At 42.2% G+C, this 23,734-nt stretch carries 20 protein-coding genes and 1 other annotated feature; of the genes, 16 read left to right on the plus strand and 4 right to left on the minus strand.

All coding sequences use genetic code 11. From position 1 onward, the window contains the following. Positions 1–197: 197 nt before the first annotated feature. Together fadJ and fadI are read right to left on the minus strand one after the other, a co-directional pair. A complete protein-coding gene (gene fadJ / locus ACFOHL_RS17270; RefSeq protein WP_376921492.1) occupies positions 198–2,306 on the minus strand; it encodes a fatty acid oxidation complex subunit alpha FadJ in 2,109 nt (702 codons plus the stop codon). Then, on the minus strand, positions 2,306–3,616 hold the full coding sequence (fadI, locus tag ACFOHL_RS17275) for an acetyl-CoA C-acyltransferase FadI (protein WP_376921493.1): 1,311 nt from the start codon (positions 3,614–3,616) through the stop codon (positions 2,306–2,308). The genes fadJ and fadI overlap by 1 nt, the downstream gene beginning before the upstream one ends. Before the next feature lie 282 nt (positions 3,617–3,898). Between fadI and ACFOHL_RS17280 the strand changes: the two genes are divergently transcribed. The 15 genes from ACFOHL_RS17280 to ACFOHL_RS17350 all read left to right on the plus strand — a co-directional run bounded on the left by ACFOHL_RS17280 (position 3,899) and on the right by ACFOHL_RS17350 (position 21,540). Continuing rightward, the gene (locus ACFOHL_RS17280; protein WP_376921494.1) at positions 3,899–4,867 is read left to right on the plus strand and encodes an AAA family ATPase; all 969 of its coding nucleotides are present in this window, start codon (positions 3,899–3,901) and stop codon (positions 4,865–4,867) included. A gap of 13 nt (positions 4,868–4,880) precedes the next feature. Beyond that, a complete protein-coding gene (locus ACFOHL_RS17285; RefSeq protein ID WP_376921495.1) occupies positions 4,881–5,849 on the plus strand; it encodes a DUF58 domain-containing protein in 969 nt (322 codons plus the stop codon). Then, positions 5,846–6,349 (plus strand): DUF4381 domain-containing protein, encoded by a 504-nt coding sequence (locus ACFOHL_RS17290; RefSeq protein WP_376921496.1) that lies wholly within the window; start codon positions 5,846–5,848, stop codon positions 6,347–6,349. Before ACFOHL_RS17285 ends, ACFOHL_RS17290 begins: the two co-directional genes overlap by 4 nt. Then, a complete protein-coding gene (locus tag ACFOHL_RS17295; protein ID WP_376921497.1) occupies positions 6,342–7,334 on the plus strand; it encodes a vWA domain-containing protein in 993 nt (330 codons plus the stop codon). Before ACFOHL_RS17290 ends, ACFOHL_RS17295 begins: the two co-directional genes overlap by 8 nt. Continuing rightward, positions 7,334–9,349 carry a VWA domain-containing protein gene (locus ACFOHL_RS17300; RefSeq protein WP_376921498.1) on the plus strand — a complete coding sequence of 672 codons (2,016 nt, stop codon included), beginning with the start codon at positions 7,334–7,336 and terminating at the stop codon, positions 9,347–9,349. Before ACFOHL_RS17295 ends, ACFOHL_RS17300 begins: the two co-directional genes overlap by 1 nt. A gap of 4 nt (positions 9,350–9,353) precedes the next feature. Next, complete coding sequence (locus tag ACFOHL_RS17305; RefSeq protein ID WP_376921499.1) at positions 9,354–11,054, plus strand: BatD family protein; 1,701 nt, start codon at positions 9,354–9,356, stop codon at positions 11,052–11,054. Positions 11,055–11,511: 457 nt separating this feature from the next. Next, positions 11,512–12,066, plus strand: a complete 555-nt coding sequence (locus ACFOHL_RS17310) for a sigma-70 family RNA polymerase sigma factor (protein ID WP_376921500.1) — start codon at positions 11,512–11,514, stop codon at positions 12,064–12,066. Then, positions 12,059–12,763 (plus strand): DUF3379 family protein, encoded by a 705-nt coding sequence (locus tag ACFOHL_RS17315; RefSeq protein WP_376921501.1) that lies wholly within the window; start codon positions 12,059–12,061, stop codon positions 12,761–12,763. Before ACFOHL_RS17310 ends, ACFOHL_RS17315 begins: the two co-directional genes overlap by 8 nt. A gap of 253 nt (positions 12,764–13,016) precedes the next feature. Further along, complete coding sequence (gene putP / locus ACFOHL_RS17320; protein WP_376921502.1) at positions 13,017–14,534, plus strand: sodium/proline symporter PutP; 1,518 nt, start codon at positions 13,017–13,019, stop codon at positions 14,532–14,534. A gap of 12 nt (positions 14,535–14,546) precedes the next feature. Beyond that, complete coding sequence (locus ACFOHL_RS17325) at positions 14,547–15,767, plus strand: EAL and HDOD domain-containing protein (protein WP_376921503.1); 1,221 nt, start codon at positions 14,547–14,549, stop codon at positions 15,765–15,767. Positions 15,768–15,928: 161 nt separating this feature from the next. Continuing rightward, complete coding sequence (cysD, locus tag ACFOHL_RS17330) at positions 15,929–16,843, plus strand: sulfate adenylyltransferase subunit CysD (RefSeq protein WP_376921504.1); 915 nt, start codon at positions 15,929–15,931, stop codon at positions 16,841–16,843. Further along, on the plus strand, positions 16,843–17,439 hold the full coding sequence (cysC, locus tag ACFOHL_RS17335; RefSeq protein ID WP_376921505.1) for an adenylyl-sulfate kinase: 597 nt from the start codon (positions 16,843–16,845) through the stop codon (positions 17,437–17,439). Before cysD ends, cysC begins: the two co-directional genes overlap by 1 nt. After that, positions 17,439–18,242 (plus strand): 3'(2'),5'-bisphosphate nucleotidase CysQ, encoded by an 804-nt coding sequence (gene cysQ, locus ACFOHL_RS17340; protein WP_376921506.1) that lies wholly within the window; start codon positions 17,439–17,441, stop codon positions 18,240–18,242. The genes cysC and cysQ overlap by 1 nt, the downstream gene beginning before the upstream one ends. Beyond that, positions 18,239–19,645 (plus strand): sulfate adenylyltransferase subunit CysN, encoded by a 1,407-nt coding sequence (cysN, locus tag ACFOHL_RS17345; RefSeq protein WP_376921507.1) that lies wholly within the window; start codon positions 18,239–18,241, stop codon positions 19,643–19,645. Before cysQ ends, cysN begins: the two co-directional genes overlap by 4 nt. Before the next feature lie 170 nt (positions 19,646–19,815). Next, entirely contained in the window at positions 19,816–21,540 is a 1,725-nt protein-coding gene (locus tag ACFOHL_RS17350; protein WP_376921508.1) for an SLC13 family permease, read from the plus strand. 39 nt (positions 21,541–21,579) lie between these two features. On the opposite strand, the gene ACFOHL_RS17355 is transcribed toward ACFOHL_RS17350, so the two are convergent. Both ACFOHL_RS17355 and ACFOHL_RS17360 read right to left on the minus strand, forming a co-directional pair. Then, positions 21,580–22,068, minus strand: coding sequence for a hypothetical protein (locus tag ACFOHL_RS17355; protein ID WP_376921509.1), 489 nt, complete (start codon positions 22,066–22,068; stop codon positions 21,580–21,582). Positions 22,069–22,071: 3 nt separating this feature from the next. Beyond that, positions 22,072–22,302: a hypothetical protein gene (locus ACFOHL_RS17360; RefSeq protein WP_376921510.1), complete on the minus strand. Its 231-nt coding sequence runs from the start codon at positions 22,300–22,302 to the stop codon at positions 22,072–22,074. A 371-nt stretch (positions 22,303–22,673) separates the two neighbouring features. Continuing rightward, positions 22,674–22,783 (plus strand) — a sequence feature (His leader region). Between the two features lie 50 nt (positions 22,784–22,833). Here ACFOHL_RS17360 and hisG point away from each other — a divergent pair. Further along, complete coding sequence (hisG, locus tag ACFOHL_RS17365) at positions 22,834–23,733, plus strand: ATP phosphoribosyltransferase (RefSeq protein ID WP_376921511.1); 900 nt, start codon at positions 22,834–22,836, stop codon at positions 23,731–23,733. Position 23,734: the final 1 nt, after the last annotated feature.

A 23,734-nucleotide genomic window follows, 5' to 3' on the forward strand; every position in this document is an offset into this window, starting at 1 on the left:
AAATAACTGACTCTACATAATAGTAGCTTGCTGAAATACAAAAACTAATAACGACTAAAAACGCTAACATAGATACTCCCTATTTTCGCGCGGGAGTATACACAAATTTTAAGCGAAAAGCTCACAAAACAAGCATTTAAAAGAAAAAAGCTGGAATACCAGCTTTTTTTAACAATTATTGAGACGAATAAGCGCGATTAATAAAACGTTTGCTTATTGTTTTGCATTTGGACAAGAATATCCGCTGGTTTGTACTTTTCATCGTATACTTCAGCATAATAATTCAGCCTTTCTAAAACATTTTCTATGCCTAGCGCATCCATGTACTTAAACGGGCCACCCAAGAACGGCGGAAAGCCTATACCAAAGATAGCACCGATATCACCGTCTCTAGCACTTCTAATAACACCCTCGTCTAGACAGCGTGCCGCTTCGTTTAACATCAGAAGTACACAGCGCTCAGTGATGGTAGCATCTGTATATTTTGCAACCGGTGATATGCCCAATATGTCATATATTGAGTTATCTAGCTCTTTACCTGCTTTTTTGCCTTTATAAGTGTAGAATCCAGCCTTATTTTTCTTTCCTTTTCTGTCATTTTCTAACAACTTATCAAATGCACTTGGCGCACTAAAACGCTCACCAAATTGGGCTTTTAAAATTGGAATAATTTTAGTACCGACGTCGATACCTACCTCGTCCAATAATTTGAACGCGCCGACAGGAAAACCAAAAGATACCAACGCCTTATCGATAGAGTCTATGGGCTGCCCTTCCATAGCGATAAAACCCGCTTCGCTCATATAGGGCGCTAGGATACGATTGACATAAAAGCCGGCTCCATCGCCCACTACAATCGGCGTTTTTCCCTGGCGCTTGGCAAATTCAACAGTGGTAGAAATAACAGCTTCGCTTGTTCCCTTATGCGGTATCACTTCTGCCAAGGGCATTTTATCTACCGGAGAAAAGTAGTGTAAACCAATCACATTTTCTGGTCTTTTGGCTTCAGCAGCTATCTCTGCAATGGGAATAGAAGAGGTATTTGATGCAAAAATTGTATTTTCTTTGCAGTATTGCTCAACATCTGCAACCATTTTTTGCTTTAGTTTCAGATCTTCAAAAACGGCTTCAATGACCAAATCAGCAGACTTATAGCCGCTATAATCCAAACAACCAGTGATTTTTGCGAGCTGCTGTTGCATTTGAGAGCGCTTCAGGATGCGTTTTTTAAGGCGTTTTTGCAATATGTCGTAACTATATTTCATAGCACTAGCAATTCCGTTTTCGCTGATATCTTTAACGCGGACAGGCACCTTTGCCTTTGATGCTGATACAAATGCAATCCCCCCACCCATTAAACCGCCACCCAGCACGCCGACTTTCTCAATTGTTTCAGGGGCGACACCCTCAACACCTGTTTCTTTTTTCATTTCGGTGGTAGCAAAGAAGATGTTTCGAAGTTGTTCTGACTCTTTAGTCATTACCAACTTACCAAACAACCTCGCTTCAGTTGAATAGCCTTTTCTTTTGTCTTCTATTCCCGCTTCAACGCAATCAAGTATGTACATTGGGGCAGGATAATTACCTTTGGTTTTTGCTAAAGTTTGCTCTCTCGCTTTCTTGAACAGTATTTTTCGACCAAAAGCCGTGTTCTCTAGCACTGTATCCGCGAAGGATTTTTTGATTGTTGAGTCCTTTGGCTTTTTCTTTGCTAATTTGAGGGCCGCCTCGAGTAAAATAGTTTCTGGGACAAGGTCATCTACTATTCCGTACTTTTTTGCTTGCTTAGCGCGCACCGCGCTGCCGGTTAGCATCATTTTAATAGCGCGTTGAATCCCAACTAGCTTGGGCAATCGCTGCGTCCCCCCGCTGCCGGGTAACAGACCTAGCTGAACCTCTGGTAAACCCAACTGCGTCTTGTCATTGTCGGTGCAAACCCTGTAGTCGCAAGCCAAGGCTAACTCCAAACCTCCTCCTAAAGCTGGCCCGTCAATCGCCGCAACAAAGGTTTTGTCCATCGCTTCAATTCTGTCAAAGATTTTTTGCCCTTGGGTCGCTAATGCTTCGGCATCTGCCTCTGATTCACAATTTGCCAACATGCTTATGTCTGCACCTGCGATAAAAGAACCTTGTTTACCGCTTAGCACCACTACCCCTGTCAATGCCGCGTTACTCTCTATCTCGTCAAGGATACGGCTAATATCGTCAGCGAAATCGGCTTTAAGCGTATTCATTGACTCATCTGGCACATCGATAGTCAGTATTGCAATACCGTCTTCTCTGGTAGTTAAATTAAATGCACTCATTATTCAGTCTCCACTATCATTGCAGCACCCAAACCACCAGCTGCACAAGCAGTAAGCAAGCCAGTGCCCCCGCCTCTTCGATGCAATTCATTTAACATTTGAGGGATCATTCGGGTCCCCGTAGCGGCAAATGGATGTCCATATGCAATAGAGCTCCCCATGACATTAAATTTATCCATATCAATTTCACCAATTGCGCTGTCACGCCCTAATTTCTCTCGAGCAAAGGTTTCGCTGGCAAACATTTTAACGTTAGACAAGGTTTGTGCCGCAAAGGCTTCGTGCATCTCGATCAAGGTTAAATCCTGTAAGCTCATTCCTGCCCTTTCCAAAGCAATGGGTGTGGCATAACTGGGTCCCATTAACATATCTTCCCAAACATCAATCGCAGCAAAAGCATAACTTTTTATATACCCCAGAGGCTGATAGCCCAATGCCTTTGCCTTACTCTCGGTCATCAATATGACAGCAGAGGCACCATCTGTTAAGGGCGTTGAATTTGCGGCGGTCACAGAACCGTGCTTTTTATCAAACACTGGACGAAGTTTAGCGTAGCCCTCCAATGCAGAGTCAAATCGTACGTTATTATCTTTGCCAAGTGCGCCTTTGTAGGGCTCTGCGTACGCGGTCATGACTTCTTTGTCTAAGTTACCCGCGTTCCAGTTTTCTGCTGCTAATGAATGCGAACGATGTGCAAGCGCATCTTGTTCTTCTCTGGTGATGCCATGTGTTTTGGCCATTTGCTCAGCAGTCTGCCCCATTGATAAACCCGTAGAATACTCAGCAACGGCAGGAGGAACAGGTAATAAATCTTTTAAGCCAAGGCGCTTGAATATGTTAAGCCTCTGCCCGAGTGTCTTTGTTTTTTGTAAATCGACAAGCGCTCGCGCTAAGTTTTTTGACACACCAATAGGTGAGACAGAAGTAGAATCTGCGCCGCCAGCCACGCCCACCTCAATGTTGCCAACAAGCATTGATTCAGCGATGCTAACAGTTGATTGAAAACTTGTCGCACATGCACGAGACACGGAATATGCGTCGGTATGCACATTCATCCCCGTACCCAAAACGATTTCACGCGCAATATTCGGCGCTTCAGGCATTTGAACCACTTGCCCGTAAACTAGCTGATCAACGAGTTGGGGAGAAATATCATTGCGAATGAGTAGTTCATTTACTACCATTTTTCCTAGATCCACGGCAGGTACACCATGAAAATACGTCGCCATTTTCGCAAAGGGCGTGCGTAAACCATCGACAATCGCGATGCGATCACCTGTTCTTGTTTTGAGCTCTTGTTTATTCGACATCTTTTTTCCTTCAACGGGTAAAGCAATTAATGCAAGAACGTCACATAAATGCAATATCTGGTCTGACCACTAGGTATATTTAAACAAATCACAAATAAAAACGCAAATGATTCGTGAAAAATACAAGCATAGTAGTTGATGTATAGATAATCGAACCTATTATAAAAAAACCAGTCACATAGGCACTGAAATAAATAAAAATTCGGCAAAGCCTATTCGCTATTTACCTTTGGTTATTGTTTATACAAAGATAAACCGTCTAATAGAGCAATTGGGAAAAAAATGGCAGTAAATCAAATACAAACACTTTTGAAACACTTGGATAGCCAAGTCATTGGACAACAACATTTGACTAAGAGCATCATGATTGCCTTGTTAGCCGACGGTCATTTGTTGGTCGAAGGACCGCCGGGCTTAGCTAAAACACGGGCTATCAATAGCCTGTCCGATGGCATAGATGCCAATTTTCACCGAGTGCAATTTACGCCCGATTTGTTACCTGCGGATTTAACTGGTACAGATATTTATAGACCTGAAACAGGCGAATTTGTATTCCAAAAAGGCCCTTTATTTCATAATTTGATTCTGGCTGACGAAATCAACCGTGCACCAGCAAAAGTGCAAGCGGCTTTGCTTGAGGCCATGGCCGAACGTCAAATTACAGTAGGTGGTACAACTTACCCGCTTCCCGAGTTATTCCTAGTAATGGCGACACAAAACCCACTGGAACAAGAAGGGACATATCCACTGCCTGAAGCCCAACTAGACCGCTTTTTAATGCATGTGGATATTGACTACCCTGATGCTGATACTGAACTCAAAATATTGCGGCTCACCAGAGGTGAGTCAATCAGCGAAATTACAGGGCAATTGGCAAAAGACGTAGAAAAACTCTCTCAATTAGACATTAAAGCGGCACGTAAATCTGTGCTAGATGTGCACCTTTCTGAAGCCATAGAGACATATATTGTCCAATTGATTGTGGCCACTCGTCGCACCCAATCATATTCAGAGGAGCTCGCTTCGTATATTGACATGGGTGTTAGTCCCAGAGCGACGATTGCATTAGAGCGCTGTGCACGCGCACATGCATGGCTCAGTGGGCGAGAATTTGTTAGCCCTGACGATGTACAAGCTGTGGCCAACAACGTATTGCGCCATCGTATTATTTTGAGCTACCAAGCACAAGCCAAAGGCATCACGAGTAATCAAGTGATCGAACAGCTTAAGCAATTGGTGCCGGTGCCATAAGTCAGATACCAAAATGTTAGCCATATCAGACATTCAAAATTACTTGACTCAACTCGCTACAAATGGCGTTCAACTGACAATTGATGAGTTAGTGAGGTATCAAAATACAGCTGCACAATTCCGCTTGTCTCCCAATCAGCGGAGCAAAAACATGTTATCCGGCGGCGAACGCTCTACTTTCAAAGGTAGAGGCATGGAATTTGACGAAGCGCGCATTTATCAGGCTGGTGATGATATTCGTAGCATTGACTGGCGAGTAACCGCAAGAACAGGTAAACCGCATACAAAAATATTCCGAGAAGAAAGAGAGCGACCCGTATTTGTTTTTGTTGATCAAAGCGACAGCATGCAATTTGGTACGCAATTACTTTACAAAAGCGTTCAAGCCGCTCACTTAGCATGCTTAATTGCCTGGGCAGCGGTGTCCCGAGGTGATAAGTTGGGCGCAGTCCTGTTTAATGACGAGCAAGATATTGAATGCAAGCCCAGAGCGCAAAGTAAAGCGGTATTGTTCATGATTAATCAGCTAATAGAACTTGAAAAACTAAAGCAGACTCCCAAAGCTGAAAATTCACTCAAAGCGCTAGATCGTTTGCTGCATCTTGCCAAACCCGGTAGTTTAGTACATTTGATCAGTGATTTTAGGTATTTTAGTGAGGTACATTTTGAGCGATTAGGCACACTCGCTCGGCATTGCGAGCTAAGTGCTACAGTCATCTATGATCCATTTGAACTCTCGTTGCCGCAATCATCGAATAGACAAAATCTGCAAGTCACAGACGGCAAGCGCGCACAGAGTATTGTGATCGGTGACAAATCAGCCTCAGACGCATATGCAACTGAACAAAACAAAAGACTAAGCAGATTGAAAAACGCTTTTGCTGAATTAAAAACTGACTTGCGTTTAGTATCCGCTGGGCTGCCAATCGAATCTCAGCTTACATACAGTAAACAAGGATTTACAGCAGGAGCCCTGCAATGAACCCCTTGGACCAACTCGCTGATATCCAAACACCCGACAGCGTCGCTTGGTGGCCACTGGCACTAGGGTATTGGCTCGTTATACTACTGACGCTAATGCTAGTCACAGTGGCAAGTTTATATATTTTTAAGCGAACTAAGCAAAGACGAGCAAGAAATGTTGCCATTAGACAGATTCAGGCGCTGGATGAAAATGCGCCTAACTTTGCGCTGTCAATCCAACACATAGTCAAACTCACCGTCCAAGCATATCTACCCGACAAGCCAGTGTCTGCATGGCATTCAAAACAATGGAAAAGCGTGCTTGCTGCGGGCAAATTGAGCAAGAGTGCGCCAGATATTGTCGATACACTGTATCAATTGCACACTTCGCTTTATTCAAACTCTTCGGCCGGTCTTGGTGAGCCAGCGCAGATAAAAAAAGCAGCTATATTGTGGTTAAAGACGGAACTGCCCGCACTGGCAAGTAGTAGTCGTTTAGGAGACATGCATAATGTTTGAGTTTTTATGGCCTTATGTATTTTTTGTACTTCCTCTGCCTTTGCTGGTGTACAAGTTATTTCCCGCTAAGAAAAACGCGCAAAACAACGCGGCCTTGAGAGTCCCCTTCCCTATTTCATTGGACAATAAGACGATTGAAAAGTCCTCTGGGAAAACACTTCCCCTACTAGCGATAGCGCTTGTATGGATATGTTTAGTTGCAGCCTCTGCGCGTCCGCAATGGTTAGGTGAGCCCATTGCTATTCCTGTTGAAGGGCGAGACTTAATGCTTGCGGTAGATTTATCTGGCAGTATGAAAGCCAGAGACATGGTAGTAAATGGACAAGCAGTCAATCGTCTTAGTATGATTAAATATGTCCTTTCAGATTTTATTAGTCGACGCGTGGGCGATCGCTTGGGCTTAATTTTGTTCGCGGATACAGCCTACTTACAAGCACCGCTTACCTTTGATCGGGAGACGGTTGAAACCTTACTCAATGAATCAGTGATCGGTCTCGTGGGCGACAATACCGCGATAGGCGATGCAATAGGATTAGCAGTCAAGCGATTTCGCCAGCGTGAAAAGTCAAATCGGGTACTCATTGTCTTAACAGACGGCCGAAATACTGCCGGAAACATTTCGCCTGAACAGGCCTTGACCTTAGCCAAAGACAATCAAGTAAGCATCTATACTATTGGTGTTGGGGGGAATCAACGAGACATGTTTGGTTTCAGTATGCCAAGTAGTGGCGCGAATTTTGACGAAGGCACCTTAAAATTAATTGCGGAAGAAACCGGCGGTCAGTTTTTTAAGGCTAACGATACTGAGTCTCTTATCAGCATTTATCAGCAACTGGATGCTTTAGAACCAATAGAAGACGGGACGCAGCAGCTTCGTCCTCAAACAGCATTGTATTACATTCCACTCGCCATTGGCTTATTCATCAGTGTCATATTGGCCACTTTTTCCTTACTGAGTGCTTTTTACAAAAGGAACAGTAATTAATGAGTGAACTTTCACATTTACATTTTATCCGCCCCTTGTTTTTGTTAGGCATAGTCATACTTCCACTCATCTCGATTTTGCTATTAAAAATGCGAGGCAAACAAACCGCTTGGCGCACATTGTTACCGTTGCATTTACAGCAGCATCAAATTGTTGAAAAGTCTTCAGCAAAACCAAATTTGGTATACTGGCTGCTTGCTTTCACTTGGGTAGTGGCTTGTATATCGCTGGCGGGACCAACTTGGAAAAAGCTCCCGCAACCGGTTTATCAAAATCAAATAGGCAAAGTCATTATCCTTGATATGTCTATGTCGATGCGTTCGACCGATGTGTCGCCCGATCGACTTACTCGGGCAAGGTTTAAAAGTTTAGATTTATTGAGTTCGATTCAAGAAGGCGAAATTGGCTTAATCGCCTATGCTGGTGACGCCTTTGTTATTAGCCCGTTAACAGACGATATTGCTAACTTGCAAAACTTAATTCCAAGTTTATCCCCAGAAATTATGCCTGTACTAGGCAGCAATCCCCTTACTGCATTTGACAAAGCCAATGAGCTGCTAAGTAACGCTGGTTACAAGGAAGGAGAGATTTATTGGATTACTGATGGTATTGAATATCAAGATGTAAATTTACTTCAGGAGGAACTGACTAAATCCGTACATTCTGTTTCAGTTTTGTTGCTAGGCACCAGTGAAGGCGCGCCAATCAAGATGCTTGACGGTTCATTACTAAAAGACAATCAAGGAAAAATCGTCATTCCAAGGCTTAACGAAAATTACATAAAACAAGCACTCAGTAACGTCAGTGCTAAAATCACCACGATGACAACAAATAGCAGTGACATTGAACGCATGGTTTTAAATACAAAACCAAGAGATACAGCACAAAACGAACTCGAGGAGTTAACAACCGGTGATGTTTGGGAGGACTACGGTGTTTACCTATGCCTTGTGTTGCTTCCGTTTGTTGCTTATTTTTTCAGAAAAGGCGTCATAGTGACGCTATTGTTATGCGTCAGTGTTGGGCAAAATACTACGTTTATGAATCGAGCCATCGCACAAGACAAGGCTGCGCCTCCTCCCCCCTCAATATCGACGCTCGATAAACTGTTTCTAAATAGTGATCAGCAAGCAAAACGTGCGTTTTCGTCTGAAGATTATGCTAAAGCGCAAAGTACCTTTAAGGACAAAAAGTGGAAAGCAGCCTCTGCTTACAAAGCAAAGGACTTTGCCAGTGCTTACGCCATATACGAAGATATAGACCTCGAATCCTTAGCAGCCGAACAAGCACTCGCCACAAAATACAACAAGGGTAATACGCTCGCTCAGCTAAACCGTTTAGAAGAGGCAATACAAATGTATGACGAAGTATTGGCAGAGCAACCGGATCACAATGATGCTAAAAAAAACCGAGCGATAGTTGAATCATTGTTGCAACAACAAAACCAAGAGAACCAGAATCAAGACAATGATTCGTCTTCTGACAGTGAACAAAATCAGCAACAGCAGCAAAACGACGCCCAAAACTCAGAGGGCTCAGATGGCTCAGAGAGCTCAGAAGGACAATCTGAAAACAACCCATCAACTGAACAAGAACAACAGAACGAGTCTGGGAATCAAGATCAGAGTCAACAAAACCCATCTGAACAACAAAACGCGCCGCAGGATCAAAACCAAAGTTCAGAAGAAAATACTGATAATGGGCAGCAACAAGCTGAAATGAACGAAGACGAAAGCACCGAAGAACAAAACACTGAAGAAGCCTTGCAAAATCAGCAAGCAAAAGCCAATCAGGACCAAGAGGGAGAGCAAAGCGACAAACAAGATACTGTGATTCCTGGTCAAATCGATCCTGATGATTTGTCGCCAGAAGAGCGAGAAAAGCTCCAACAAATGCAAATGTTGATGAGCAAAGTGCCCGATGATCCTGCTTTTTTATTAAAACGCAAAATGCTTTTAGAGTCTCAAACTCGGCGCCAAACGCGTGCTCCGGTATTACAACAACAAACGTGGTAATGACATGAAATACATTCTTTTTACTCTTTTGGTCTTTTCGTATGTGTTGACCAGTCATGCTCAGATTTCAGGGTTATTGGCCTCAGTCGACCAGAATCCCGTTGTTGAGAACGAGTCATTTACACTTCAAGTCACCGCCACAGGTAAAGTGAGCAGCGACGATATCGATTTTTCTGTGCTTAACGATAATTTCAGAGTCAGTGCCCCTTCAGTGAGTCAGTCGACACAAATTATTAATGGCAATCGTTCTTCATCGATCTCATGGAGTGTTACCTTATTTCCTAAAAAAACGGGCAAATTTACAATACCGGCTTTTACAATAGGCGCGCACAAAAGCAAAGCGATAGAAATTGAGGTCGTGCCTGCCTCATCTAACCCCACGCAGGCTAGGCAGTATTATTTAACTACTGCGGTCAGCAATACTGAGTTATATCTACAGCAACAAATTACTTATACCGTCAAACTCTTCCTCGCCGGTGATATTCAAAGTGGCTCATTGGGCGAACCACAGTTGGAAGGTGCAATCATTGAGAAAGTGGGCGATGACAAAGAATACCAAGAGCTTATCAACGGCATCAGCTATCGAGTTATCGAGCGGAATTTCGCCATTATCCCTCAATCGAGTGGTGAATACGAAATAGAAAGTCCCTTGTTTGAAGCGAGAGTACTAAGCGGTAGTAGGCAAAGTTTCGCCTATTTTAACAGAACCAAAACGATCAATCGCGTTGGTCCGCCACAAACGATAAAGGTCAAACCCATACCCGAAAACTATCCTTATCCTTGGCTTCCCAGCGAAATGGTGCAAATTGTTGATGAATGGCAGGGAAATGGTGACGACTTAGTGGTCGGTGAGCCGATTACCCACACTATCACACTCACGGCTTTGGGTTTAATTGAAGAACAACTACCAGATATCAATGCATCTTATCACCCAAGTTTTAAGACCTACCCTGAGACGGCACAAAAAGCCACCGTTGAACGAAACAATAAACTTATCGCACAAACAGTGCAGAATATTGCTGTTATTCCAGAAGCGGCAGGGGATTTTGTATTACCTGAAATCCGTATTCCTTGGTTCAATGTCAATACGGGAGAAACTGAATTCGCCGTATTGCCTGCCAAAAGCATAGCGGTAAAGGTAAATGCCAACGCAAATGCTGATAAGCCAAGCACACAGTTGCAAGAGGGTGTCAATGACAATACAAAAGCAGATTTGACAGAAAGTACGAGTGAAAAAATAGCCACACAAAATGAACATCAATACTTGTGGTGGATCTTTGATTGGTTGCATATCTCCTTGATGGCTGCTCTGTTCATTTTGATGTTGTTGCTTATTGTTCAGCAACGCCGCTTACCTGCAAAGGAAGCCCCCCAAAAAGGTGCGACTGGATATACGGTAAATTCAGATGAAGCACAGTGCTGGCAGAATGTAGAACACGCCTTGCAACAAAAGCAAATAGGTAAATTGCCTCAACTAATACGCAACTGGTTGCGCGCAAGCACTCAACAGACTTACTCTTCGGCAACAGAGGGCTTAGCAGCAAATAGTACCGAAACTAAACAAGCATTTGATGCAATTCTATTAGACAAGTATGCAAACCAGACAAGTGCACTTGACTTAGATGCATTCAAGCAAAAGCTCACTGCTCTCCGCAACAAGTTGAACAGCCAAAATAAAAATCAACAGTCATTTTACCCCAATTGACAACTTGTATCGTATAACTTTGAGGGGTATCTGAAACAAGGTAATTATATTGGGAAGGTCAGTACCTGTTGTTGCAAAATCGCTGCGAGTATATCCATATACACTTTTATTTTTATTCCGTGAAAAATAAATTTTGCAACAACAGGTACTGACCTTCCCAATATAATTACCTTGTTTAGGGTCTGTTGACCTTTGTACATAGAGCTTATTGAACTCGAACACAAAAGTGCAAACGGCTCTACACACCTTAATAGCTGAGTCTGTGATTTCTTCGTTAGATATATGCGATTTAATCGTGAGTGATATTTGAAGCTTATGCGATTAAAAACTCATCGGAATCTCGTACTATATCTTTAAAACATAAAGCCATGTGAACACAGGCAAAAAACACGATAGCCGTATTATTTAGCATAATTTATCGCGTTGCCGCCTACTTCATATTACCCAGGAATTTTATATGTCTGGAAATAATTTAGAATCAACCACGGTCTCTACAAATATGATTACAAAACAACGAAGATACGAAGCACTAGTTAAAGCATTACACGCAGACATTTTTCGCTATGCAGTCTGGTTGATAAAAGATAGAGCAATAGCCGAAGATGTTGTCCAAGAAACGTTTCTTCGTGCTTGGAAATCGCTTGACTCTCTACAAGATGAAGCCGCAGCTAAATCGTGGTTAATCACAATATTGCGTAGAGAAAATGCAAGACGATTTGAGCGTAAACAATTTGATTTAGTTGATATTGATGATGTGAGTGTTGCTGACCCCAAAGCGAACGACAATGCCAATACGCAACAACGGGATTTGAGACGCGCCATTGCACAACTTGCTGATGAGTACAGAGAGCCATTAATTTTACAAGTCATTATGGGTTTTAGTGGAGACGAAATTGCCGCGCAACTCGATCTCAATAAAAACACAGTAATGACGCGTTTGTTTAGAGCTAGAAGTCAGTTAAAAGAAATAATGACTGATGACACAATGATAGGAGCCCAAATTAGTGGATGATCTTACATTTAGACGTACTGTCTATGCTGATCCGTTTACAAAAGAACCAGAGGTTATCTTAGCTGCAAAAGCCGATCCTAAAAAACAAGCTTTTTGGGAGGAGCTAAAAACAATGGATAGATCTATTCAACAAGCGATGAATATTTCAATACCAGAAAACCTTGCCGAAAAATTGTTGTTGAGACAAAGCATTTCTGAACATGCAGAAAGCAGGCAAAAAAGGCCTTGGTATATAGCGATGGCAGCATCTGTTGTTTTAGCTACAGTATTGACAATAAGTATGTTTAACCAAGGTACGAGCAGTAGTATCGCATTGGACGCGTTAGCTCATGTTCAACATGCTGAGCTCGAATCATCCAAATACGGCGATATATCAATGCAAGACGTCAACGCAAAGCTGGCCAATTATAATGGCTCGATTAGCGACGCATTTGGTGAAATAATCTCTGCAAACTACTGCTATTTGAGTAGTGTGAAGAGTTTACACTTAATAGTACAAGGGCAAAAAGGTCTTTTATCACTGTTTGTTTTGCCTAACGATAAAAATGACCCTGTCGATCCGTCTTTCTCGAACGAAGCACACAGAGGCAAAAGTTTTTTACTCGAATCAGCACGTATTATTGTTGTGGGTGACGACAATAAAGAAGTCGACACTTATGCTGACAAAGCCAAAAGGTTTATGCTTTTTTCAGCATAAAATGACATTTCTATTGAGCTATGCCCCATAATCCAAGTGTGGCATAGCCTTTCTTAAACTCGGTTTTTTAACGTATCCAGATACTAGGGTCTGTTGACCCTAATATTCAAAGTTAAAACAGCCGAACAACTAAATATCCTAACTTGTGCACTCTCAAATTCCTGCCTTAACGTCGAGGGAAAGCAGAACAGTGCATCTTCTGACTAACTCGTATATGCTCTTACCTCAATAAAAAGGCTTATGTTGGGGATTCATGGAATTTAGTACTTACATCTCACTTTTCATTTATTTTGTAGCAATGCTGGGGATTGGCTTATATGCATATAGAGAAAATGAAAAAAGTGCATCTGGCTATCTTTTAGGAGGACGAAAACTCTCAGCACCAGTAACTGCATTGTCTGCAGGCGCATCAGATATGAGCGGATGGATGCTAATGGGAGTGCCCGGAGCCATGTATTTGACAGGCATGTCCTCCTTATGGATTGTTTTTGGCCTAATTGTCGGAGCATGGTTAAACTACTTGATCGTTGCGCCGCGTTTACGTGCATTTACAGAAGTAGCGAACAATTCTATTACCATTCCAGAGTACCTAGAAAATCGATTTTTTGATGACAGCAAAACCTTAAGGATTACAGCTTCACTTGTCATCATCGTATTCTTCACTATTTATACTTCGTCCGGTGTGGTAGCCGGCGGCAAATTGTTCGAATCTAGCTTTGGCTTAAACTATCAATGGGGTGTCTTCATCACTGCAGGTGTGGTAGTGAGTTACACCTTGATAGGGGGATTCATGGCGGTATCCCTGACTGATTTTGTACAAGGCTGCATTATGTTTATCGCACTCGTTCTCGTCCCAACAGTGGTCGTTTTTGAGCTGGGAGGTGTCAACGAGACTCTGCATACCCTGCAATCCATATCACCGAATTTACTGTCATTATTTGCCAGTGCAGAGACAGGAGAAACCATAGGTATATTAAGCATTATTTCGCTTCTTTCATGGGGACTAGGGTATTTTGGGCAACCTCATATCATAGTCCGCTTCATGGCAATTAAAAGTATTCGCTCTGTTCCGACAGCTCGGCGTATTGGGATGTCATGGATGATAATTTCTCTATTTGGTGCAGCATTGACAGGTTTATTTGGTTTAGCCTATCTTTCAAAGCAAGGCATCACACTCGATGATCACGAAACAGTTTTCATTTTGTTGTCCACAATACTTTTTCACCCTTTAATTGCAGGCTTTTTGTTGGCTGCAATCCTCGCCGCAATTATGAGTACTATCTCATCTCAACTGCTCGTGACCTCAAGCTCGCTGACCCAAGATTTCTATTCCCACTTTTTAAATAAAACAGCCTCAGATGAACAGCAAGTGTTGGTGGGGAGACTATCCGTTTTCCTTGTTGCCCTTGTCGCCATCTTTCTCGCGTTTGGAGAAAACCAAACGATTCTTTCTCTCGTCAGCAATGCATGGGCGGGCTTTGGTGCGGCATTTGGGCCGCTAATACTGTTATCGTTGTTATGGAAAAAAATCAGTAAACAAGCGGCAATTACTGGAGTGATAACAGGTGCGGTCACCGTCTTACTGTGTATCTATCTGCCTCTCGACGATAATGGAACAACACTCTCAGCTTACATATACGAAATCATCCCTGGCTTTATCTGTTCCACCTTAGCACTTGTCATTGTTTCGATAGTTAAACCACATAGCACTAAGGATTTAGTTCATCTATACGATAAATATGAAATACACTTAAAAAACAATCATCCATAAGGTATTCATTGCATGGCCCTTTACACGGCGAGACAGCCTATCTTAGATGCTTCAAAAAACTTGGTAGGATATGAACTGCTGTTTCGCAATGGCCTTGAAAATGTTTTCCCAGATGTAGATGAAGAGAAAGCAACATCAAAGATGCTAGAAGGCCTGCATTTAGAAATGGGTCTAGATAAAATTGTGGAAGGAAAAACAGCCTTTATCAATTTTACCAAGCAAAGCTTGCTCAGTGACTACGGTTTCATGCTGCCTGCTGAGAAAGTCACGATAGAAGTCTTAGAAAGCGTACAACCTACCAAAGCCGTGTACGCAAAAATGAAAGCACTGAAAGAAGCAGGCTATTCTCTCGCCTTGGATGATTTTGTCCACTCAAGATATTGGGAGCCTTTTTATCCGCTTTGCACAACAATTAAAGTGGATTGTATGCATATCAGTGAAGAACAACTCAATGACATATGCGATGTGGTAAAACGTCATCCTCACATCCTGTTACTAGCGGAAAAGGTAGAAGATGCAGCAACCTTTGAACGATACAAAAACCTTGGCTTTTGTTTGTTTCAGGGGTATTTTTTTGCAAAGCCAGAAGTCATCAAGAGTGTAAGCCTATCCAATTCACAATCTCAATTGAGCACACTACTCAACGAAATCACTAAAACCGCACCCAATATCAATAAAATTACCGAAGTATTTGAATTAGATCCCAACTTATCGTTCAAATTATTGCGCTATGTTCAATCTCCGATATTTAAACGTCAACAAACAGTGCACAGTATTAAACAAGCCATCGTTTTGCTGGGTGCCGATGAGTTGGAAAAATTCATCATGCTGTTGTTCGCCGCTACTTTCTCCGAAAACAAACCGAATGAGCTCATACGTTTGTCGTTACAACGCGCGAAGTTTTGTGAGGAACTGGCCGGAAAACACAACGACAAAAGTAAGTTATCAGCTGCATTCTTGTCGGGCATGCTATCTTTACTTGACGCCATGCTTGATGCCGACTTAGCAAGTGTAATCAGCAAATTGCCTTTAGCAGAAGAAATTAAGATAGCCTTGGTAAGACAGCAAGGCGCATTGGCAACATACCTACATTTATGCCGAACCGTTGAGCAGGGTCTCTGGCAAGAATTGGATAATACCTCCTCCTCACAAAAATTCCCGCTAGAATTCATTATGTCATCGTTTGAGAAAGCCTGCGAATGGGCTGAAGAACGCATGCTAGCGCTTTGTTGATTACCATCAAGCAATAACTTAACTTTTTGATAACAAATCTGCGCTATTGGTTATACTTAATCGATAAGCAATATCAAATTATCATAATCAAGGTTTTATAAATGTGTTATTGTTCTAATATTAGAATTTTTGATTATATACTCAAACAGGAAGCAAAATAAATGAACACCCAAGTGCCTAATATGTCTCATTTGAAACAATTAGAAGCAGAAAGTATCCACATTTTCAGAGAAGTGGCGGCTGAGTTTGACAACCCTGTCATGCTTTATTCTGTTGGTAAAGACTCATCAGTTTTACTTCACCTCGCGCGTAAAGCATTTGCCCCTGGCACCATTCCATTTCCACTGCTGCATGTAGACACAACATGGAAATTTAAAGAAATGATTGAGTTTCGCGACAGAATGGCGAAAGAGCACAACTTAAATCTTCTCGTTCATATCAATCAAGAAGGTGTAGAAAATAATATCAACCCCTTTACTGTTGGCAGTGCAAAGCACACTGATATCATGAAAACTGGGGCATTAAAACAGGCTCTGAACAAATATAAGTTCGATGCTGCATTTGGCGGAGCGCGCCGCGACGAAGAAAAATCCAGAGCAAAAGAAAGAGTGTATTCCTTTAGGGATGAAAACCACAGGTGGGATCCAAAAAATCAACGCCCAGAACTATGGAATATCTACAACAGCCAAATCAATAAGGGCGAGAGCATTCGCGTTTTCCCCATGTCTAACTGGACTGAACTTGATATTTGGCAATACATATATATGGAGCAAATAGAAATCCCCTCTCTTTACCTAGCTAAACCTAGACCGGTAGTGGAGAGAGACGGCATTTTAATCATGGTGGATGACGACCGCATGCCGCTTGAAGAGGGCGAAACGCCAGAAATGAAGTCCGTACGATTCAGAACACTGGGGTGTTACCCACTAACTGGTGCGGTAGAGTCAACGGCAAATACCCTCCCTGAGGTTATCCAAGAAATGCTACTGACTAAGACATCTGAACGTCAAGGCCGTGTGATTGACCACGACTCCTCAGGTTCGATGGAAAAGAAAAAAATGGAAGGTTACTTCTAATGAGCGAAAACATCGTTTGGCACAAGCATACTGTAGACAAGACTGCACGCGCTAAGGCCTTATCTCAAAAACCAAGTGTAATTTGGTTGACCGGCCTATCAGGCTCCGGCAAATCCACCATTGCAAACTTGCTTGAGAAGAAACTGTTTGACGAGCAATTTAAGACTTACTTACTGGACGGCGATAACGTCAGGCATGGCTTGTGCGGTGATCTGGGTTTTGATGATAAATCTAGAGTAGAAAACATACGCCGTATTAGTGAGGTTGCAAAACTGTTTGTCGATTCTGGCACTATTGTCATTACTGCTTTTATTTCGCCATTTGAAGCCGACCGAAGCTTTTGCCGCAGTCTTTTGCAAGAGGGTGAATTCATTGAAGTCTTTGTAGATACGCCGTTAGAAGTCTGCGAACAACGTGACCCTAAAGGTCTATATAAAAAGGCGAGACAAGGTGATATTAAGAATTTCACTGGCATTGACTCAGCTTATGAAGCACCGTCCCAACCCGAAATACATTTAGTGTATGACGACAATGAAACAGCTGAGCAAAGTGCCGAGCGCTTGTTTGAATTGCTGAAAAACAAGGGGTACTTATAGTGAGCAAGACTGAATTAACGCTTGAAGCTGTCGATGCAGTAAAGGGTATTGCTGTCGAAGCGGGTAAACGCATTTTAGACATATATCAAAAAGATTTTGATATATATGAAAAAAACGATGCTTCCCCATTAACAGAAGCAGATTTAGCCGCACATAATTGTATTCTGGACGGACTCAAACAACTGAGTTCCTTACCCATTTTGTCGGAAGAGTCCGCTGACATAAGCTGGGAAGAGCGAAAAACTTGGTCTAAATATTGGCTAGTTGACCCGCTTGACGGCACCAAGGAGTTCATCAAGAAAAATGGTGAGTTCACTGTCAATATAGCTTTGATAGAATACGGAGAACCTGTGTTTGGCGTTGTTCATGCCCCTGCATTAGGCAAAACCTATGTTGGTTGGGTGAACAAACTCGCCTATGTCGAGCAAGAGGGTAAGCAGACTCCTCTTCAACCCAGTATAAACGATGGCTCCGAAACTTGGCGAGTTGTCGGTTCTCGCTCTCACCAAAGTCCTGAGATTAACAAAGTATTAGCGCAATTAGGCGGCACTGCAGAACTTGTAGCCATGGGTAGTTCACTAAAACTTTGCTGTGTCGCAGACGGAACTGCTCACCTGTATCCTCGGGTTGGCCCTACAAGTGAGTGGGACACAGGCGCTGCGCATGCCGTCGTACTAGCGGCTGGCGGTAAAGTAACAGAACTAGACCTAGACAATCCTTTAAACCCCGATGCTTCTCCTTTGAAATACAACCAAAAAGCATCTGTGTTAAATCCTTATTTTATGGTCACAAACAAATTATGAACCACGAAAACGAACTATTAAAATCTGATATTCTTGAATACCTTGCTGCTCACGAACGTAAGGACATGTTACGCTTTTTAACTTGTGGCAGTGTTGACGATGGCAAAAGCACCTTGATAGGACGCTTACTGCACGATTCAAAAATGATCTACGAAGATCAATTGGCAGCAGTAGCGAAAGACAGTAAAAAAGTGGGTACAACAGGTGAAAAAGTAGATCTAGCGCTGCTCGTTGACGGCCTGCAATCGGAGCGTGAACAAGGTATTACTATTGACGTCGCCTATCGCTATTTCAGTACCGACAAACGCAAATTCATTATTGCTGACACTCCTGGACACGAACAATACACGCGCAACATGGTAACAGGCGCATCAACATGCGACCTAGCCATTATCCTAGTCGACGCGCGCGCGGGTGTAAAAACACAAACTAAACGTCATTCGTTCTTGGTTTCACTATTAGGTATTAAACACGTTATCGTCGCCATCAACAAAATGGATCTGATGGACTACAGCGAAGAAGTTTACAATGACATTAAAAATGACTACTTAGATTTTTCTAAACAGTTAAACATCCCTGATATCCAATTTGTACCCATCTCCGCTCTAGAAGGCGACAATGTCGTAAACAAAAGCGAAAAAACGCCTTGGTTTGACGGGGAACTCTTAATGGAGTTATTGAACAATACGGAGATTAGTTCACAAGAGTACAATGAGTTTAGATTCCCAGTACAATATGTCAACCGCCCTCACCTTAATTTCAGGGGCTTTGCAGGTACTGTAGTATCTGGAAGTATTAAAGTGGGTGACGAAATCACCGTGCTTCCATCACTTAAAACTTCTAAAGTAAAGTCAGTGACAACTTTTGATGGTGATATTGCCGAAGCAACGGTGCAACAAGCGGTTACATTGACACTCGAAGACGAAATCGATATTTCTCGTGGTGATATGATAGTCAAGTCATCTAACCTTCCCTTGCATTCAAATAGCTACAGAACGCATATGGTGTGGATGTCTGAAGAGGCCATGATCCCGAACAAACAATACAGCTTCAAGTTTGCCACTAAGCTAGTCTCGGGCAGCGTAAACAATGTAGCACACAAAATTGATGTCAATACACTTGAAGAGAGTGACGCGGTGCATTTGGCATTAAATGAAATCGGTGTGGTCGATGTTCAGCTTACACAAAATGTAGCCTGTGATCCCTACTCAGAAAATAGGGCAACAGGTGCATTTATTGTTATTGATCGCCTAACTAACGGCACAGTCGGCGCAGGTATGGTCATTGCTCAAAACGAAAGCTCAGCGAATAAAGCCACATTCTCTGAATTTGAACTTGAATTCAACGCCCTAGTGCGTAAGCACTTCCCTCACTGGGGAGCGGCAGATATTAGTAAGTTCTAAGTGATACTCGAGCTTGAAATGAGGCCTTACGGCCTCATTTTTTTGCTTTACCGATTATTTTAGAGTAAGTAAGCTAGGATTAGTCGATCTTTTAAGTATTGATACTTAAGAGAAATCTAGCCAAGCGGATAATAATATAGCGTTAACGCTCACTTTAGTAACTGGGATTTATGAACGCCGAACAAATCATCGTTGTTGTAATTTTTCTCGCGACCATGGGAGGCTTAATATTTACTAAAAAACGCCCCTCTGGCATTTTTGCTGCTAGTACACTTAGTCTCATCATTACGCAACAACTCAATTTTGATGACGTAATTGCCAACGCAACGAATATTGGTTTAATTACCTTGGTGTTATTGCTCACCATCAGTACATCTTTGGATAAAACAGCTCTACTAAAACGCGCAGGGAGAAAAATTCTCGACAAATCCTATCGCAGTAGTTTCGCTAAGTTGTTTTCTATTACATTTGTTTCTTCCGCCTTGCTTAACAATACAGCCGTAGTAGCCAGCTTAATTAGTACGATAAAACAAAACCAGTTACACCCTGCCTCTAAACTACTGATCCCGCTATCTTACGCGGCTATTTTAGGGGGTACAGTCACATTAATAGGTACCTCAACCAATTTGATTGTCGATAGTTTTTTGATTGAAAAAGGACATCAAGGCTTTGAGTTTTTTGACTTTACTATTTTTGGCCTGACAGCGGGTTTGATATGCGGTGTTTTTTTGTATCTAGCAAGCCCCTTATTGCCTACCTTTCAAGGGAGTAAATCGCAATACGACAGTTACCTATTAGAAGCAGATGTTGAAGCCGATTCTGAGCTAATTGGAAAGACTATTGAAGAAAACCGATTGCGCGATTTACCTGATTTATTTTTAATAGAGATCATCAGAAAAAATAAGTTAATCACACCTGTCACGCCAGACCTTATGGTCGAGAAAGACGACAAACTGATTTTTACAGGCAATGTTAAAAATTTAGAAAACATCGAGCACATCAAAGGTTTAACCCTTTTTGCAGAGGCCGATGGGCTGATGCGCGAACAACTGACAGAAGTTATCGTATCAAACCGAGCTCCTATTATTGGAAAAACGCTTAAAGAAGTAGGGTTTCGTGCCTTGTTTGATGCCGCAGTGGTTGCGATTCGACGAGATGGCGCATCCATATCTGGCAAGATTGGAGAATTAAAACTTCAGGCTGGGGATTTTCTTTTGCTCGCGACAGGCAATGACTTTTTACAACGAGAAAATATCAATAAAAACTTTTTTATCGTTTCCGAGCAGACCATCAAACGCAAACTCAGTATCAAGCAAGAAATATTTACCTGGTCAGGTTTTTTGGGCGTGATCGCGCTAGCGGCGTTATCAATTGTGCCTCTGGCAACGGGACTATTGTTTTTTGCAGCCGCTCTGACCGTAACAAAAATCACCTCGATAGCTGAAATTAAACGCAATTTACCCTTAAACTTGATCATTGTCATCGTTGGCGCATTGAGTTTAGCCAAAGGTTTAGAGCAGTCAGGCGTATTGGCCTTACTCACAGACTTCATGATGCCACTACTAAAACAATCTTCACCTCTAATGGCTTTAGTCGTTGTGTATTTGTTGACGCTATTATTGACTGAATTTGTCACCAATAATGCTGCAGCCGCGTTGTTGTTTCCCTTTGCTTACGGAGTAGCAAGTAGTCTGCAACTCCCTGTTATGCCTTTTGCGCTTGCTGTCGCATTTGCTGCAAGTGCTAGCTTTATATCGCCTTACGGCTATCAAACTAACTTACTTGTTTTTAGCGCGTCAAATTACAAATTCATTCACTTTATTAAGATTGGAACGCCCTTATCTATTATTTACAGTTCCATCGTGATAACTATGCTCAACTGGTACTATTTGTAAATTGCTAGGGTCTGTTGACCTTTGGTGTACTGATCCGAGTCATTGGTGACCATCATTTGAGTTGTCTTTAGTTTCTTTTGATTCAATGAGTAAATCTGCATATGAGCGCAATTTTTCTCTCGTTCGAATCTGCTCGAACGGATCTATTTCAGTTGTCTTTTGTTTGCTTTTTGATGGCGGGCTTGAACTCTTTGAAGCTGCATAAAGTTTATCGTTTCGCCACTTGAGTACTTTTGACAAAGCAGAATTTGTGTTTGATTTCTGTGCTTCAGCCTTATCTTTTTGTTTATTGTAAAAATGGTTGGCAGCGAGAAATATACTAATTAAAAGTAACCATACCCCCCATTTCACGACAAAAGACATACCGAGGCTACTGGTATTGTCAGTGGCCTGAGCAAATTCGACATAGTCCTTATGCACTTGGCCAACGACGACTAAAGAGACAATAAGTAAAACCAAACTCACAATTAAAAATTTGTATCTACGCCACAATAAACCCGAGAGTACAATGTTAATCAGCTTATTCATCACTTAACCGAAAATATTAATACCTAAAATGGCGAGTACCGCCAACAGCCCTTTTTCACGAATAGAAGCGTAAATTTTACTTTCTTCTTCCTGAACAATAACTTCCAGTTCATCTGGAGAAAAATCTTCAGGTTTGCTTTTTGCGATAATAATACGAGTCTTAGCTCGACTTATTGCTTTTTCGCGAATTGCCGATTTGAATTTTTTAGAAATTGAAGAAAATGGATTATTCACTGCACCCCCTCGCCGCATCTGCACAACGTTAGCACAAGGACAATATCTTAGCTAACCTACTGAGCATCATATTTGTAAAGATTTATGATTCTGTTCTAAGATTTTTTAACACGGTGGGATTATACTTGGCAGTGCCTGCCTCTTTTGTGGCAAAATTTATTTTTTATGGATGAAAAATCAAAGCGTATATGGATATATTCGCAGCGTTTTTGCAACAAAAGAGGCAGGCAAGGGCAAATATAATCCCAACATGTATTTTTTAAGCTCTCCTAACTTATACTTAAAAGTTGTATTGAAAAACACAACAACTCTGGTACTATGCGCGTCATAAAATATTAAGCCGAACGAATGACTATTTATAAAGCAATCTCTCATCATCACAACACATAACCTTTCAGGTATGTGCTTGGAAGGTTTTGTCTCCTTCCAAGTCGGCAAAAAATACAAGGCCCTCGGAAGGAAACTTCGGGGGCTTTTTTTTAGGCGTCTGAATTGCTGAATAAATAGCAGTAAATACTAAGGAATTTAAACATGAGCGACTCCACCAGATTACGCATTGCGGTACAAAAATCAGGACGCCTAAGCGATGACAGTATTGCCCTATTAAAAGCAATCGGCATTAAACTTCAAATTCGCGATCGTTTGTTGATAGCCCACAGCACCAATCAGCCCATTGACCTTTTGCGCGTACGAGATGATGATATTCCAGGTCTAGTGATGGATGGTGTAGTCGATTTGGGTTTTATTGGCGAAAATGAACTCGAAGAAAAAATGCTAGAACGTCAAGCGGCAAACAAAGCCTCTGATTTTCTTACCTTGCGCCGTTTGGACTATGGCGGATGTAGGCTATCCATTGCCGTCCCAAATGAAATGGAATATAAAGACATTCATTCTTTAGAAGGAAAGAAAGTGGCGACGACTTATCCATTTTTGTTGGAGCGTTTTTTTAAACAAAAGAACGTTAACGCACAAGCCGTAATGTTAACTGGATCGGTAGAAGTGGCACCTCGTGCTGGGGTGGCTGACGCAATCTGTGATTTAGTGTCCACCGGTGCAACACTTGAAGCGAACGGTCTGTGTGAAGAAGACGTGGTTTTCAAATCAAAAGCTGTGCTTATTCAAAAGGGTGAAGCACTCAGTGAGGAGAAGCAATCTTTAGTCAATCGCTTACTACCGAGAATCGATGGCGTAGTACAAGCTAAAGAGAGCAAGTATATTATGCTGCACGCACCCGCCGCCTATCTAGAGCAAGTAAAAAGCTTACTTCCTGGCGCCGAAAATCCAACGGTTTTACCCTTGTCTGGGCACGAAGAACGCGTCGCTATTCACGTCGTGAGCTCAGAAACCCTGTTTTGGGAAACAATGGAAAAACTCAAAGCACTGGGTTGCAGCTCGATTTTAGTGCTACCTATCGAAAAGATGATGGGGTAAA

It is taken from the genome of Agaribacter flavus (genome assembly GCF_042646125.1).
GTDB classification, from domain to species: Bacteria; Pseudomonadota; Gammaproteobacteria; order Enterobacterales; family Alteromonadaceae; genus Glaciecola; species Glaciecola flavus.